This is a genomic window from Stenotrophomonas genospecies 3, from assembly GCF_054473855.1.
In genome coordinates, this window is the sequence record NZ_JBTMUR010000028.1 from 1 (window position 1) to 16,409 (window position 16,409).

The window sequence follows — 16,409 nt, forward strand, 5'->3', positions numbered from 1 at the left end:
GTCAGTGCGGCGGTCAGCGTGGTCTTGCCGTGGTCGACGTGACCGATGGTGCCGACGTTGACGTGCGGCTTGGTGCGTTCGAACTTACCCTTTGCCATTGTTCTATACCTTGATTGTTCGTAAGTGGTTTCAAGAGAGGCTGAGCGAGGCTCAGCCCTTCTTCATGACGGCTTCGGCGATGTTGGTCGGAGCCGGCTCGTAGTGATCGAATTCCATGGTGAAGGTGGCGCGGCCCTGGGTCTGCGAACGCAGTGCAGTGGCGTAGCCGAACATTTCACCCAGCGGGATCATCGCGTTGATGATGCTGGCCGAACCGTCACCGGTGGTGTCGGAACCCTGCAGCACGCCGCGACGACGGCTGACGTCGCCCATCACGTCACCCTGGTAATCCTCCGGGGTCACGATCTCGACCTTCATGATCGGCTCCAGCAGCACCGGCTTGGCCTTGGCGAAGCCCTGCTTGAAGGCCATCGACGAAGCCAGCTTGAACGCCATTTCCGAGGAGTCGACGTCGTGGTACGAACCGAACACCAGCTTCACCTTGACGTCCACGACCGGGAAGCCAGCCAGCGGGCCGCTGGTGATGGTTTCGCGCAGGCCCTTCTCGACCGACGGGATGAATTCCTTCGGGATCACGCCGCCGGTGATGTCGTTGATGAACAGGAAGTCGTCCTTGATCATCGGAGCGATCTTCGGATCGGCACGGTCGGCAGCAGTGATCGGCGACAGTTCGATCACGACGTGACCGTACTGACCCTTACCACCGGACTGCTTGGCGTGCTTGTAGTCCGACTTGACGTCAGCCAGGGTGATGGTTTCGCGGTAGGCCACCTGCGGCGCGCCGACGTTGGCTTCAACGTTGAACTCGCGCTTCAGGCGGTCAACGATGATGTCCAGGTGCAGCTCGCCCATGCCCGAGATGATGGTCTGGCCGGATTCTTCGTCGGTCTTGACGCGGAACGACGGATCTTCCTGTGCCAGACGGCCCAGGGCCAGGCCCATCTTTTCCTGGTCCGACTTGGTCTTCGGCTCGACGGCCATCGAGATCACCGGCTCCGGGAACGTCATGCGCTCCAGGATGATCGGGGCGTCCACGGCGCACAGGGTGTCACCGGTGGTGGTGTCCTTCAGGCCCACGGCAGCGGCGATGTCACCGGCCAGAACTTCCTTGATTTCCTCGCGGTTGTTCGAGTGCATCTGCAGGATGCGGCCGATGCGCTCCTTCTTGCCCTTCACCGAGTTCAGCACGGTGTCGCCACCGTTCAGGGTGCCCGAGTAGACACGGAAGAAGGTCAGCGCGCCGACGAACGGGTCGGTGATGATCTTGAAGGCCAGCGACGAGAACGGAGCCTTGTCGTCCGACTTGCGGGTCATTTCGACGGTGTCGTCGTCAACGTCCACGCCCTTCACGTCCGGCACGTCGACCGGCGACGGCAGCAGCTGGATCACGCCATCCAGCATGGCCTGCACGCCCTTGTTCTTGAAGGCCGAGCCGCAGTACATCGGCACGATCTCGGTGGCCAGGGTGCGGGTACGCAGGGCATTGATGATTTCAGCCTCGGCCAGCTCTTCGCCGCCCAGGTACTTTTCCATCAGCTCTTCGCTGGCTTCGGCAGCGGTCTCGACCATGAACTGGCGAGCCTCTTCAGCCGGGCCCTGCAGTTCGGCCGGGATGTCGCCGTATTCGAACTTCATGCCCTGCGAAGCTTCATCCCAGTGGATGGCCTTCATCTTCAGCAGGTCGACGACGCCCTTGAAGTTGTCTTCAGCGCCGATCGGCAGCTGCATCGGCACGGCAACCGCGCCCAGCTTGGCCTTCAGCTGGCCGACGACCTTCTGGAAGTTGGCACCGGTACGGTCCATCTTGTTGACGAACGCGATGCGCGGCACGTGGTACTTGTTGGCCTGGCGCCACACGGTTTCCGACTGCGGCTGCACGCCACCGACGGCGCACAGGACGAAGACGGCACCGTCGAGCACGCGCAGCGAGCGCTCCACTTCGATGGTGAAGTCGACGTGCCCGGGGGTGTCGATGATGTTGAAGCGGTGCTCCGGCAGGGACTTGTCCATGCCCTTCCAGAACGCGGTGGTGGCAGCGGACTGGATCGTGATGCCACGCTCCTGCTCCTGCTCCATCCAGTCCATGGTGGCGGCGCCGTCATGCACTTCACCGATCTTGTGGCTCTTGCCGGTGTAGAACAGGATGCGCTCGGACGTGGTGGTCTTGCCGGCATCGATGTGAGCCATGATGCCGAAGTTACGGTAACGCTCGATGGGAGTGGAACGGGCCACGGGAGCCTCTCAGATTTCTTGGATTTCGGATGGCCGAACGCCGCCTTTCGGCGGCCTTCGGATTGGCGCAGCCCTTCTGGGACCGCGAGGCAGCACGCACCGAAGTGGTGCTGCCCTGCCTGTTTTACAAGGCCGTCAAACTCACCAGCGGTAGTGGGCGAATGCCTTGTTGGCTTCGGCCATGCGGTGGGTTTCTTCGCGCTTCTTGATGGCGCCGCCACGGTTTTCCGAGGCGTCGATCAGTTCAGCAGCCAGCTTCTTCGGCATGGTGTTCTCGCCACGCTTGCGCGCGGAGTCGATCAGCCAGCGCATGGCCAGGGCCATCTTGCGCGACGAACGCACTTCGACCGGCACCTGGTAGGTGGCACCACCGACGCGGCGCGACTTGACTTCGACCGCCGGAGCGACGTTGTCCAGAGCCTTCTGCACCAGTTCAATGGCGTTGGCGCTGCTGTTCTTCTCGGTGATCACGTCCATGGCGCCGTACACGATCTTTTCGGCGACGGACTTCTTGCCGCTCTGCATGACCATGTTGATGAAGCGGGCGATGGTTTCGCTTCCGTGCTTCGGATCGGGCAGGACGGAACGCTGCGGAGTATTACCCTTACGCGACATAGTGCTCTCTCCTTATGCCTTCGGACGCTTGGCGCCGTACTTGGAACGGGCCTGGCGACGCTTGGCAACGCCGGCGGCGTCGAGCGAGCCACGAACGGTGTGGTAACGCACACCCGGCAGGTCCTTGACGCGACCGCCGCGGATCAGGACCACGGAGTGCTCCTGCAGGTTGTGGCCTTCACCACCGATGTAGGAAATCACTTCTTCCTGGTTGGTCAGGCGGACCTTGGCAACCTTGCGCAGAGCCGAGTTCGGCTTCTTCGGAGTGGTGGTGTAGACACGGGTGCAGACGCCACGGCGCTGCGGGCACTTGTCGAGCGCCGGCGAGGCACTCTTGTAGGTGGTCGCTTGCCGCGGCTTGCGGACCAGCTGGTTGATCGTCGCCATCAGTAGGTTCTTCTGATTGGTGGCCGGAAAATCCGACCAGAGATGCGGAAATGTTAAAGCAGGCCGAAATTCTGGCCTGCTGAGACAGACGATTGTAGCAACCTGCCAGGAAAGCAGTCAAACGCCTCCTGTCAAGCCCGTCCCTGATCCCGGGACGTTACTGGGGGGCCTCCATGTACCCCGTTCAGATTGACAGGGTCGATCGCGGACGATCTCCCTGCCCTTTCCCACTCCCATCGATGGACCGACGGGGTGGTCCGGCCTTGCAGCCGGACCGGATACCTCATTCTTCGCCCGACGCCTGTTCAGCTTCGGCTTCAACCACCGGTGCCTCGACCGCGGCCGGGGTGCCGGCAAGGGTCTGCATTTCCGACTCGGTGAGGCCGGAAGCGCCGCGACGGCGGTTGCTGTGGTACGCCAGGCCGGTACCGGCCGGAATCAGGCGACCCACGATGACGTTTTCCTTCAGGCCACGCAGGTTGTCCGAGGTGCCGCGGACGGCCGCTTCGGTCAGCACGCGGGTGGTTTCCTGGAACGAAGCGGCCGAGATGAACGATTCGGTCGCCAGCGACGCCTTGGTGATACCCAGCAGGACCGGATCGAAGTGCGCCGGCAGCTCATTGCGGGCTGCAAGGCGGGCATTCTCCTCGATAACGCGCTGGCGCTCCACCTGTTCGCCGTTCAGGAACTTGCTGCTGCCCTGGTCGGTGATCTCGACCTTGCGCAGCATCTGGCGGGTGATCACCTCGATGTGCTTGTCGTTGATCTTCACGCCCTGCAGGCGGTACACGTCCTGGATTTCCTTCACCAGGTAGGCGGCCAGCGGTTCGACACCCAGCAGGCGCAGGATGTCCTGCGGGCTCGGCTCGCCGTCCACGATGGTTTCACCCTTGGTGACATGCTCGCCTTCGAACACGATGACCTGGCGGTACTTCGGGATCAGCTCTTCGTGCTCCGAACCATCGGTGTCCTTGATGATCAGGCGCTGCTTGCCCTTGGTGTCCTTGCCGAAGCTGATGATGCCCGAACGCTCGGCCAGCACCGCCGGATCCTTCGGCTTGCGCGCTTCGAACAGATCGGCCACGCGCGGCAGACCACCGGTGATGTCGCGGGTCTTCGACGCTTCCTGCGGGATCTTGGCGACCACGTCACCCACACCGACGGCAGCGCCGTCCTGCAGGTTGACGATCGAGCGCGGCGGCAGCAGATACTGCGCCGGCAGGTCGGTGCCCGGAATCGACAGGTCGTTGCCCTTGGCGTCGACGATGCGCACGATCGGGCGCAGGTCCTTGGCCTGGGTACCACGACGCTTCGGATCGGTGATTTCGCGCGACGCCAGGCCGGTCAGCTCGTCGGTCTTCTCGATGACGGTGATGCCGTCGACGAAGTCGATGAAGCGGATGAAACCGGCCACTTCCGACACGATCGGGTGGTTATGCGGATCCCAGTTGGCCACGGTCTGGCCAGCCTTGATCGCATCACCGTCCTTGGACGTGATGGTCGCACCGTACGGCAGCTTGTAACGTTCACGCTCACGGCCGTGGGCATCGAGCACCGAGATTTCGCCCGAGCGCGACACTGCCACCAGCGAGCCGTTGGCATGCTCGACCGACTTGAGGTTGCTGAACTTGACCGAGCCGGTGGTCTTGACGGTGATGTTGTCGACCGCAGCAGCTCGCGACGCCGCACCACCGATGTGGAACGTACGCATGGTCAGCTGGGTACCCGGCTCACCGATGGACTGGGCGGCGATGACGCCGACCGCTTCACCGATGTTGACCAGGTGGCCACGGGCCAGGTCGCGGCCGTAGCAGCGCGAGCAGACGCCGAAGGCCGATTCGCAGGAGATGGTCGAGCGGACCTTGATGGTCTGCACGCCGGCGTCTTCCAGCTTGGCAACCCAGGCTTCGTCCAGCAGGGTGTTGCGGGTGACGATCGGATCTTCGTCGTTGCCCGGCAGGAACACGTCCTCGGCAACCACGCGACCCAGCACACGGTCCTTCAGCGGTTCGACCACGTCGCCGCCTTCCACGATCGGGGTCATGATCAGGCCTTCGGTGGTACCGCAATCCACCTCGGTGATCACCACGTCCTGTGCCACGTCGACCAGACGACGGGTCAGGTAACCCGAGTTCGCGGTCTTCAGCGCGGTATCGGCCAGACCCTTACGGGCACCGTGGGTGGAGTTGAAGTACTCCTGCACGTTCAGGCCTTCGCGGAAGTTCGCCTTGATGGGCGTCTCGATGATCGAGCCGTCCGGGCGGGCCATCAGGCCACGCATGCCGGCCAGCTGACGGATCTGCGCCTGCGAACCACGCGCACCGGAGTCGGCCATGATGTACAGCGAGTTCATCGACTTCTGGTCGATGGTCTCACCCTTGGCATTGACCACCTTCTCGGTACCGATGGTGTCCATCATCGCCTTGGCGATGCGCTCGTTGGTGCGCGACCAGATGTCGACCACCTTGTTGTAGCGCTCGCCGGCGGTGACCAGGCCCGACTGGTACTGCTCCTGGATTTCCAGCACTTCGGCTTCGGCCTCGGTGAGGATGCCCTTCTTCTCGTCCGGGATCAGCATGTCGTCGATGCCGATCGAGACGCCGGCGCGGGTCGCGTACGCGAAGCCGGTGTACATCAGCTTGTCGGCGAACACGACCGTGTCCTTCAGGCCCAGCTGGCGGTAGCTGGAGTTGATCAGGCGGCTGATGTTCTTCTTGGTCAGCTCGGTGTTGGCCAGCGCGAACGGCAGGCCTTCCGGCAGGATTTCAGCCAGCAGGGCGCGACCGATCGTGGTGTCCACGATCGAGGTCTTGTTCTGCTTGTTGCCGTCTTCGTCGGTCACCACTTCGGTGATGCGGACCTTGACGCGCGCGTGCAGTTCCACCACGCGGTTGTCGTAGGCACGCTTCACTTCGGCGATGTTGGCGAAGGCCATGCCCTCGCCCTTCTTGTTTTCCAGCGAGCGGGTCATGTAGTACAGACCCAGCACGACGTCCTGCGACGGCACGATGATCGGCTCGCCGTTGGCCGGCGACAGGATGTTGTTGGTCGACATCATCAGCGCACGCGCTTCCAGCTGGGCTTCCAGCGAGAGCGGCACGTGGACGGCCATCTGGTCACCGTCGAAGTCGGCGTTGAACGCGGTGCAGACCAGCGGGTGCAGCTGGATGGCCTTGCCTTCGATCAGCACCGGCTCGAACGCCTGGATGCCCAGACGGTGCAGGGTCGGCGCACGGTTCAGCATCACCGGATGCTCGCGGATGACCTCTTCCAGGATGTCCCAGACTTCGGCTTCTTCGCGCTCGACCAGCTTCTTGGCGGCCTTGATGGTGGTGGCCAGGCCACGACGCTGCAGCTTGGCGAAGACGAACGGCTTGAACAGCTCAAGCGCCATCTTCTTCGGCAGGCCGCACTGGTGCAGGCGCAGGTACGGACCGACCACGATGACCGAACGGCCCGAGTAGTCGACGCGCTTGCCCAGCAGGTTCTGGCGGAAGCGGCCCTGCTTGCCCTTGATCATGTCGGCCAGCGACTTCAGCGGGCGCTTGTTGGTGCCGGTGATGGCACGGCCACGACGGCCGTTGTCCAGCAGCGCATCGACCGATTCCTGCAGCATGCGCTTTTCATTGCGCACGATGATGTCCGGCGCGCTCAGTTCGAGCAGGCGGCGCAGGCGGTTGTTACGGTTGATGACGCGGCGGTACAGGTCGTTCAGGTCGGAGGTCGCGAAGCGGCCGCCATCCAGCGGGACCAGCGGACGCAGGTCCGGCGGCAGCACCGGCAGCACGGTCATGACCATCCACTCCGGACGGTTGCCCGATTCCAGGAAGGCTTCGATCAGCTTGATGCGCTTGGTGAGGCGCTTGAGCTTGGTTTCCGAACCGGTAGCGGCGATTTCCTCGCGCAGGCGGGTCATTTCCGACTGCAGGTCGATCGTGCGCAGCAGTTCGTACACGGCCTCGGCGCCCATCGCGGCGTCGAAGTCGTCACCGTGCTCCTGGCGGGCCTGCAGGTACTGTTCTTCGGTCAGCAGCTGGCGGCGCTCCAGGGCGGTCAGGCCCGGCTCGGTCACCACGTAGGCTTCGAAGTACAGCACGCGCTCGATGTCGCGCAGGGTCATGTCCAGCATCAGGCCGATGCGCGACGGCAGCGACTTCAGGAACCAGATGTGCGCGACCGGCGAAGCCAGGTCGATGTGGCCCATGCGCTCGCGACGCACCTTGGCCAGGGTCACTTCGGTGCCGCACTTTTCGCAGACCACGCCGCGGTGCTTCATGCGCTTGTACTTGCCGCACAGGCACTCGTAGTCCTTCACCGGGCCGAAGATGGCGGCGCAGAACAGGCCGTCGCGTTCCGGCTTGAAGGTACGGTAGTTGATGGTTTCCGGCTTCTTCACTTCGCCGAAGGACCACGAACGGATCAGGTCCGGCGAAGCCAGCGCGATCTTGATCGCGTCGAAGTCCAGCGTCTGGCGCTGCTGGTTGAAGAGGTTGAGCAGGTCTTTCATGGTGTTCTCCAGAAGGAGGAATGCTGTGTCGATGGGCTTTCAGTTCACTGCCAGCGGCGCGGCGGCGTTGACCGCCGCGCCGGCATGGATCAGTTGTCTTCCAGTTCCATGTTGATGGCCAGCGAGCGGATTTCCTTCACGAGCACGTTGAAGGATTCCGGCATGCCCGCGACCATCTCGTGCTCACCGTCGACGATGTTCTTGTACATCTGGTTGCGGCCCTGCACGTCATCGGACTTCACCGTCAGCATTTCCTGCAGGGTGTAGGCCGCGCCGTAGGCTTCCAGCGCCCAGACTTCCATTTCACCGAAGCGCTGGCCGCCGAACTGCGCCTTGCCGCCCAGCGGCTGCTGGGTGACGAGCGAGTACGGGCCGGTCGAACGGGCGTGCATCTTGTCGTCGACCAGGTGGTTCAGCTTCAGGTAGTGCATGTAACCCACGGTGGTGTGGCGATCGAACGCTTCACCGGTGCGGCCGTCGTACAGCTGGGTCTGGCCACTGCTCGGCAGGTCGGCCAGTTCCAGCATGCGCTTGATTTCCGCTTCGGTGGCGCCGTCGAACACCGGGGTGGCCATCGGCACGCCGTCGGTGAGGTTACGGGCCAGACGCAGCAGTTCCTCGTCGCTGAACTGCGACAGGTCGACACGGTTGGCCACGTTGGTGTCGTCGTGGTTGTAGATGTCGTCCAGGAACTTGCGCAGGTCGGCGACCGCCGCCTGGGCTTCCATCATCGCCTGGATCTTGCGGCCCAGGCCCTTGGCAGCCCAGCCCAGATGCACTTCCAGGATCTGGCCGATGTTCATACGCGACGGCACGCCCAGCGGGTTCAGCACGATGTCCACGGTTTCGCCCGAGGCCATGTACGGCATGTCCTCGACCGGCACCACGTTGGAGACCACACCCTTGTTACCGTGGCGGCCTGCCATCTTGTCGCCCGGCTGGATGCGGCGCTTCACGGCCAGGAACACCTTGACCATCTTCAGCACGCCCGGGGCGAGGTCGTCGCCGGCGGTGATCTTGCCGCGCTTGTCGGCGAAGCGACGCTCGAATTCCTTCTCGTGCGCCTGGATCTGCTTCTGGGCGCGCTCGATGGCTTCCGAAGCGTCCTCGTCCTTCATGCGCAGGGCGAACCAGTCAGCCTTCTTCAGGCCGTCCAGGAAGGCGTCGCTGATCACGTCGCCCTTCTTCAGGCCAGCGCCACCGTTGACCACCTTGCCCACGATCTGCGAACGCAGACGCATGTAGATGGCGGCTTCCAGGATGCGGAACTGGTCGTCGAAGTCCTTCTTGACGCGCTTGATTTCAGACTCTTCGATCTGGCGGGCGCGCTTGTCCTTCTCGATGCCGTCGCGGGTGAAGACCTGCACGTCGATGACGGTACCGTCCATGCCCGGCGGAACGCGCAGCGAGCTGTCCTTCACGTCCGAAGCCTTCTCGCCGAAGATCGCGCGCAGCAGCTTTTCTTCCGGGGTCAGCTGGCTTTCGCCCTTCGGCGTGACCTTGCCGACCAGGATGTCGCCGGCACGGACTTCCGCACCGATGTACACCACGCCGCTCTCGTCCAGGCGGTTCAGCGCCTGCTCGGAGACGTTCGGGATGTCGGCGGAGATTTCCTCCGGCCCCAGCTTGGTGTCACGCGCGACGCAGGTCAGCTCTTCGATGTGGATCGTGGTGTAACGATCCTCTTCCACCACACGCTCGGAGAGCAGGATGGAGTCTTCGAAGTTGTAGCCGTTCCACGGCATGAACGCGATCAGCATGTTCTGGCCCAGGGCCAGTTCGCCGATGTCGGTGGACGGACCGTCGGCCAGCACGTCGCCGCGGGCGATGACGTCACCCACCTGGACCAGCGGACGCTGGTTGATGCAGGTGTTCTGGTTCGAACGGGTGTACTTGACCAGGTTGTAGATGTCCACGCCTGCGTCGGTGGCGCCAACGATCTCTTCCTCGTTGACCTTGACCACGATACGGGCGGCATCGATCTGCACGATCTCGCCACCACGACGGGCATTCACGGTCACACCGGAGTCACGCGCCACGGCGCGCTCGATGCCGGTACCGACCAGCGGCTTCTGCGCACGCAGGGTCGGCACGGCCTGACGCTGCATGTTGGCGCCCATCAGTGCGCGGTTGGCGTCATCGTGCTCCAGGAACGGAACCAGCGCGGCCGCGATCGACACGGTCTGCATCGGCGAGACGTCCATGAAGTGGACTTCCGCCGGCGGCTTCAGCAGCGACTCACCCTGGAAGCGGCACGGAACGAACTGCTCGGTCAGCACGCTGTCGGCATTGGTCAGCGCGTTGGCCTGCGCAATGACGTACTCGTTTTCTTCGATGGCCGACAGGAACTCGACTTCGTCATAGACCTTGCCGTCCACGACCTTGCGGTACGGAGTCTCGAGGAAACCGTACTGGTTGGTGCGGGCGTACACGGCCAACGAGTTGATCAGGCCGATGTTCGGGCCTTCCGGGGTTTCGATGGTGCAGACGCGGCCGTAATGGGTCGGGTGCACGTCGCGCACTTCGAAGCCGGCGCGCTCACGGGTCAGGCCGCCCGGGCCCAGGGCCGAGACGCGACGCTTGTGGGTCACTTCCGACAGCGGGTTGTTCTGGTCCATGAACTGCGACAGCTGCGAGGAGCCGAAGAACTCCTTGATGGCAGCGGCGACCGGCTTGGCGTTGATCAGCTCCTGCGGGGTCAGGCCTTCCGACTCGGCCATCGACAGGCGCTCCTTGACCGCGCGCTCGACGCGGACCAGGCCCACGCGGAACACGTTCTCGGCCATTTCGCCGACCGAACGCACGCGACGGTTGCCCAGGTGATCGATGTCATCGACCACGCCACGACCGTTGCGGATCTCGGTCAGGACCTTGATCACGTCCAGGATGTCGGAGCTGTCGCCATGGGCGGCAACCAGGCGCTTGGACTCTTCGTCGTTGCGCTCACCGTAGTACTTGCGGTCGTACAGCACGGCTTCGCCGGTGGTTTCCTTGCGGCCCACGCGACGGTTGAACTTCATGCGGCCGACCGCGGACAGGTCGTAGCGCTCGAAGGTGAAGAACAGGTTGTGGAACAGGTTCTGCGCGGCATCCTTGGTCGGCGGCTCGCCCGGACGCATCATGCGGTAGATCTCGACCAGGGCTTCCAGCTGGGTCTTGGTCGGGTCGATGCGCAGGGTGTTGGACAGGTACGGGCCACGATCCAGATCGTTCACCCACAGGGTGCCCACGGCATCCACACCGGCCTTGCGGAAGGCCTGCAGCTGCTCGTCGGTGATCTCGTCATTGGCCTGGGCCAGCAGTTCGCCGGTCGAAGCATCGACCACGTCGTGCGACAGGATGCGGCCGACGATGTAGTCGTCCGGCACGGCCAGGGCGGCGATGCCCGAGGCTTCCAGCTGCTTGATGTGACGCGCGGTGATGCGCTTGCCGGCTTCCACGATGACCTTGTCGCCGTCGGCGAGGTCGAAGCCCAGGGTTTCGCCACGCAGGCGCTCCGGCACCAGCTCCAGCTGGACGCCTTCATCCGGGTTGATGTGGAAGGTGTTGATCTCGAAGAACTCGGCCAGCATCTCTTCGTTGCTGTAGCCGAGCGCGCGCAGCAGGATCGACACCGGCAGCTTGCGGCGGCGGTCGATACGGGTGAACAGCGCGTCCTTCGGGTCGAACTCGAAGTCCAGCCAGGAACCGCGGTAAGGAATGATGCGGGCGCTGTACAGCAGCTTGCCCGAGCTGTGGGTCTTGCCACGGTCGTGGTCGAAGAACACGCCCGGCGAACGGTGCAGCTGCGAGACGATGACGCGCTCGGTGCCGTTGACGATGAAGGTGCCGTTCTCGGTCATCAGCGGGATTTCGCCCAGATAGACCTCCTGCTCCTTCACGTACTTGATGGCCTTGGTCGACGACTCACGGTCGTAGATCACCAGGCGCACGGTCACGCGCAGCGGGGCGCCGTAGCTCATGCCACGCTGGCGGCACTCACGCTCGTCGAAGACCGGTTCGCCCAGCTTGTAGCCGACGTATTCCAGGGCAGCGTTGCCGCTGTAGCTGGCGATCGGGAAGACCGACTTCAGCGCAGCGTGCAGGCCGTGGTCCGTGCGCTTGGCCGGATCGACGTTTTCCTGCAGGAATTCACGATAGGAATCCACCTGGATGGCGAGCAGGAACGGCACTTCGAGAATCGAGCGCTGCTTGCCGAAATCCTTGCGGATACGCTTTTTTTCGGTGAACGAATAGGACGTCATGAGGTCTTCCACCTTGTTGTGCGGATCGTGCGCCCACGATCCGAAGGGAACTTGAAATTGTCAGTTGGAAGTCGCTGGTATTGCCGGCACCAGCACGCCTTCTCCCGCTACTTCCAACTGCCAACTCGTCTGCATCCACTCCCCCGCTGCCGCGCTCTGCGCTGGCCTGCCGGGGTCTGACCGCAGCCCGTGTTGGGCTTTTTCTGCTTTTGAAACAGTCGACTAACAGTCGACCCTACCGGTACTGCAACAACGACCAAAGGCCGGGGGCTTACGCCCCCAGCCTTGGCTGCATCGCCGTGAATCGGTGACGATGCAAGGTAACTGCTTACTTGACTTCGACAGTCGCGCCAGCAGCTTCCAGGTCCTTCTTCATCTTCTCGGCGTCGTCCTTCGAAGCGCCTTCCTTCAGGACGCCACCGGCTTCGGCCAGGTCCTTCGCTTCCTTCAGGCCCAGGCCGGTGATGGCGCGGACGGCCTTGATGACTTCGACCTTCTTGTCGCCGGCCGACTTCAGGGTGACGGTGAACTCGGTCTGCTCTTCAACAGCAGCGGCCGGGCCAGCAGCAGCAGCCACGGCAACCGGAGCAGCGGCGGAGACGCCGAACTTCTCTTCGATGGCCTTGACCAGCTCCATCACTTCCATCAGGGACTTCTCGGCGATGGCGTCGACGATCTGTTCGTTGGTAAGGGACATGATTAATACCTTTGGATGATTTTCTGGGTTGAGGTTCCGTCAGGAACCACGGTAAGTCGAAACTCAGGCGGTCTCGGCGGCCGGCTCGGCAGCGTCGGCGGCGACGTCGCCACCACCCTGCTTCTCGCCAACGGCCTTGATGGCGCGGGCAAACATCGTGACCGGCTCGGTCAGGACGCGGGCCAGCATGGCCAGGGCCTGGTCGCGGGTCGGCAGCGAGGCCAGCACTTCGACGTGGCTTGCCGGGAACACTTCGCCACCGATGGCGACGACCTTAGCCTTCAGCTTGTCGTTGCCCTTGGCGGCTTCCTTGATCAGGCGACCGGCAGCGCCGGGCTCCTCGAGCGAGAACGCGTACAGCAGCGGACCAACCATCTGGTCCTGGGCGACTGCGAACTCGGTGCCTTCAACGGCGCGCGAAGCCAGGGTGTTCTTGACAACCTTCAAGAAAACACCGGTTTCACGAGCCTGCTTGCGCATCGCGGTCATCTGGGCGACCGTGGTGCCAGCGTATTCGGCTGCGATCAAGGAGTGGGCCTTGGCGGCGACGTCTGCCAGCTCGGCGACTACTTCTTGCTTCTGGGACAGATTGAGAGCCATTGCACTCCTCCTATTGAACTCCGCTTACGGCTCCTGCCGTGTGCGGTCCTGTGCGGCATCCGTCCTGGACGCCGGGAACATCGGGATGATGTTCCGGGGGTGGGCCGTTCTAGACCTGGAGTGGGCCAACCTGGGAAACCCAGACGTGCGTGAACCAGAAAAACTCCAGAAGGGCACCATCTACGCAGGGTGATTCCGGGGAATCGATTAAGCGCTCATGACTGCTCCGGCGGCGACTCCTTGCCAGATCGAGCTTCCGTGCCCGTCGCCGGTATTGCCACGACCGCGCCTGCGGTCTTTGACGGCTACCGCGGGCGATGTACGGCCAGCGATGCCTTCAAATGTCACGGTCACGGCACCGAAGGTACCGTGACCGCTTGAAACAATTACTTCAGGGTCAGCGACGACTGGTCGACGGTGACGCCCGGGCCCATCGTCGAGCTGACCGAAACCTTCTGCAGGTAGGTGCCCTTCGAGGTGGCCGGCTTGGCCTTGATCAGGTCCAGCAGCAGCGCGGTCAGGTTCGACTTCAGCGCGTCTTCGGCGAAGTCGGCCTTGCCGATGGTGCAGTGGATGATGCCGGCCTTGTCGGTGCGGTAACGGACCTGACCCGACTTGGCGTTCTTCACGGCTTCACCCGGGTTCGGGGAAACGGTGCCGACCTTCGGGTTCGGCATCAGGCCGCGCGGGCCCAGCACGGTGCCCAGCTTACCGACGACGCGCATGGCGTCCGGGGTCGCGATGACGACGTCGTAGTTCAGATCGCCGGCCTGCATCTTCTCGGCCAGATCATCCATACCGACGGCTTCGGCGCCAGCGGCCAGGGCTTCGTCAGCCTTGGCACCGGCCGGAGCGAACACGGCGACGCGGACCGACTTGCCGGTACCGGCCGGCAGCACGGTGGAGCCACGGACCTGCTGGTCGGACTTCTTCGCATCGACGCCCAGGCGCACAGCGACGTCGATCGACTCGACGAACTTGGCCTTGGTGGCGCTCTTCAGGATGTTGATCGCGTCCTCGAAGGCGTATGCCTTGCCCGGAACGACGGCGGCCTTGATGGCCTTCTCACGCTTGGTCTGTGCCATCTTATTAACCCTCCACCACGAGGCCCATGGAACGGGCAGAGCCAGCGATGGTACGCACGGCGGCGTCCAGATCGGCGGCAGTCAGATCCGGTTCCTTCGCCTTGGCGATCTCTTCCAGCTGCTTACGGGTGACCTTGCCGACCTTCTCGGTGTTCGGGCGCTTGGAGCCCGACGAGATGCCAGCGGCCTTCTTCAGCAGGGTGGTGGCCGGGGTGCTCTTGGTGATGAAGGTGAACGTACGGTCCGAGTAGGCCGTGATGATCACCGGAACCGGCAGACCCGGCTCGAGCTTCTGCGTGGCAGCGTTGAACGCCTTGCAGAATTCCATGATGTTCAGACCGCGCTGACCCAGCGCAGGACCGACCGGCGGCGAGGGGTTGGCCTGACCGGCCTTCACCTGCAGCTTGATGTAACCGACAACTTTCTTTGCCATGTGAGTACTCTCCGGGTGCTAGCGCCTTTCGACAACAGGCTCCCCATCGGACCGGGAATCACGCGTCCCGGCATCGCGTTTTGAAATCATGCTGAAGGCCACCTTGCGGCGGCCTCGTCCTGCTGGCTTCCCAGCGGGGAGCCGCGCACTATATCAGGTTTTTTCTTCACATGCCTGAAGCGGCACGTAAACGAGAGAAACCGGGCAGCGCCCGGTTTCTGGTCCCGTAGCGGTCGAGCTTGCTCGACCCACGGCCGGATCAGACAGCCTTTTCGACCTGGCCGAACTCGAGTTCGACCGGAGTGGCACGACCGAAGATCAGCACCGAGACGCGCAGACGGCTCTTCTCGTAGTTGACTTCTTCGACGACGCCATTGAAATCGTTGAACGGGCCGTCGGTAACGCGGACCATCTGGCCCGGCTCGAACAGCACCTTCGGACGCGGCTTCTCGACACCTTCCTGAACGCGATTCAGGATGGCTTCGGCCTCGGAATCGGCGATCGGCAGCGGACGGTCGGCGGTGCCGCCGATGAAGCCCATCACGCGCGGGGTTTCCTTGACCAGGTGCCAGCTTTCGTTGTCGATGCGCGGAATACCGGCTTCTTCGTGGGTCTCGATCTGGACCAGCACGTAACCCGGGAAGAACTTGCGCTCGGAGCGGCGCTTCTGGCCAGCGCGCATCTCGACCACTTCTTCGGTCGGGACCAGGACATCGCCGAAGCGCTCTTCCATGCCGTCACGGACGATGCGATCGCGCAGAGCCTGCGCCACCGACTTCTCGAAGCCCGAATAGGCGTGAACGACGTACCAACGCTTCATGCAATTCTCCTTAGCGGCTCAGGAACAACTGAACCAGCCACTGAATGACGTAATCGAACCCACCCAGCAACAGACTGAGAATGGTCACCACCACCATCACGACCCAGGTCATGCGGATGGCTTCCTGGCGCGTCGGCCAGACCACCTTGCGCAGTTCGAAGCGCGACTCGGAGAGGAATTCGCGGGTGTCGCGCCCCTTGCCGGTCAGCATGAACACGCCGATACCGCCAACCAGACCGACCACGACCGCCAACGCACGCAGCTGACCCGCCCACGCACCCAGCTGGGTGGCGCGACCGGAGTCGGCGGAGAACCAGAACCAGACGAACAGACCGGCCAGCACCAGCAGCGATGCGGCGACGTACTTGACGATATCCCCGCCGTTGGCGGAGCTGTCCTTGGAGTGTTCGATCTTGCTATTCATCCGACTGTGTCTGCTTTAGCGGCCCAGGCCGCTGGATAAGGTGGGCAGATGGCACGCCAGGAGGGACTCGAACCCCCAACCTGCGGTTTTGGAGACCGCTGCTCTGCCAATTGAGCTACTGGCGTACGTATTGAAACTTGCCTTCCCTTAGACGGCGAAGGCGGACCGAGGTTCCCGGCCCGCCATTCGCGTAACCGGCGGCGCTATGCAACCACCGGTACTGCAGGCTTACTCGATGATCTTCGAGACCACGCCGGCGCCGACGGTACGGCCGCCTTCGCGGATGGCGAAGCGCAGACCTTCGT

The 16,409-nt window shown here is 63.3% G+C and carries 13 protein-coding genes and 1 tRNA gene; all 14 read right to left on the reverse strand.

The annotated features are described in order from the left end of the window. A partial coding sequence (locus ACX9OT_RS21455) for a GTP-binding protein (protein WP_031270842.1) occupies positions 1-98 on the reverse strand: 98 nt, incomplete at its 3' end. Between the two features lie 52 nt (positions 99-150). Then, positions 151-2,292 carry an elongation factor G gene (fusA, locus tag ACX9OT_RS21460; RefSeq protein ID WP_049422946.1) on the reverse strand — a complete coding sequence of 714 codons (2,142 nt, stop codon included), beginning with the start codon at positions 2,290-2,292 and terminating at the stop codon, positions 151-153. 141 nt (positions 2,293-2,433) lie between these two features. Then, on the reverse strand, positions 2,434-2,907 hold the full coding sequence (rpsG, locus tag ACX9OT_RS21465) for a 30S ribosomal protein S7 (RefSeq protein WP_004145321.1): 474 nt from the start codon (positions 2,905-2,907) through the stop codon (positions 2,434-2,436). A gap of 12 nt (positions 2,908-2,919) precedes the next feature. Further along, positions 2,920-3,294 carry a 30S ribosomal protein S12 gene (rpsL, locus tag ACX9OT_RS21470; protein ID WP_004145320.1) on the reverse strand — a complete coding sequence of 125 codons (375 nt, stop codon included), beginning with the start codon at positions 3,292-3,294 and terminating at the stop codon, positions 2,920-2,922. Positions 3,295-3,577: 283 nt separating this feature from the next. Continuing rightward, positions 3,578-7,801: a DNA-directed RNA polymerase subunit beta' gene (gene rpoC, locus ACX9OT_RS21475; RefSeq protein ID WP_049462863.1), complete on the reverse strand. Its 4,224-nt coding sequence runs from the start codon at positions 7,799-7,801 to the stop codon at positions 3,578-3,580. A gap of 89 nt (positions 7,802-7,890) precedes the next feature. Continuing rightward, entirely contained in the window at positions 7,891-12,045 is a 4,155-nt protein-coding gene (gene rpoB / locus ACX9OT_RS21480) for a DNA-directed RNA polymerase subunit beta (RefSeq protein WP_049462864.1), read from the reverse strand. Between the two features lie 328 nt (positions 12,046-12,373). Next, positions 12,374-12,742 carry a 50S ribosomal protein L7/L12 gene (gene rplL, locus ACX9OT_RS21485; RefSeq protein WP_010480374.1) on the reverse strand — a complete coding sequence of 123 codons (369 nt, stop codon included), beginning with the start codon at positions 12,740-12,742 and terminating at the stop codon, positions 12,374-12,376. A gap of 63 nt (positions 12,743-12,805) precedes the next feature. Continuing rightward, positions 12,806-13,342 carry a 50S ribosomal protein L10 gene (gene rplJ / locus ACX9OT_RS21490; protein ID WP_010480377.1) on the reverse strand — a complete coding sequence of 179 codons (537 nt, stop codon included), beginning with the start codon at positions 13,340-13,342 and terminating at the stop codon, positions 12,806-12,808. Between the two features lie 386 nt (positions 13,343-13,728). Next, positions 13,729-14,427 (reverse strand): 50S ribosomal protein L1, encoded by a 699-nt coding sequence (gene rplA / locus ACX9OT_RS21495; RefSeq protein WP_004154350.1) that lies wholly within the window; start codon positions 14,425-14,427, stop codon positions 13,729-13,731. Positions 14,428-14,431: 4 nt separating this feature from the next. Then, positions 14,432-14,860 carry a 50S ribosomal protein L11 gene (gene rplK, locus ACX9OT_RS21500; RefSeq protein ID WP_004145248.1) on the reverse strand — a complete coding sequence of 143 codons (429 nt, stop codon included), beginning with the start codon at positions 14,858-14,860 and terminating at the stop codon, positions 14,432-14,434. Between the two features lie 259 nt (positions 14,861-15,119). Beyond that, positions 15,120-15,680, reverse strand: coding sequence for a transcription termination/antitermination protein NusG (gene nusG, locus ACX9OT_RS21505; protein ID WP_004154362.1), 561 nt, complete (start codon positions 15,678-15,680; stop codon positions 15,120-15,122). Positions 15,681-15,690: 10 nt separating this feature from the next. Continuing rightward, the gene (gene secE, locus ACX9OT_RS21510; protein ID WP_049462865.1) at positions 15,691-16,104 is read right to left on the reverse strand and encodes a preprotein translocase subunit SecE; all 414 of its coding nucleotides are present in this window, start codon (positions 16,102-16,104) and stop codon (positions 15,691-15,693) included. A 49-nt stretch (positions 16,105-16,153) separates the two neighbouring features. Then, positions 16,154-16,229: transfer RNA gene (locus ACX9OT_RS21515), tRNA-Trp, on the reverse strand. 103 nt (positions 16,230-16,332) lie between these two features. Next, a partial coding sequence (locus tag ACX9OT_RS21520) for an EF-Tu C-terminal domain-related protein (protein ID WP_265966688.1) occupies positions 16,333-16,409 on the reverse strand: 77 nt, incomplete at its 5' end.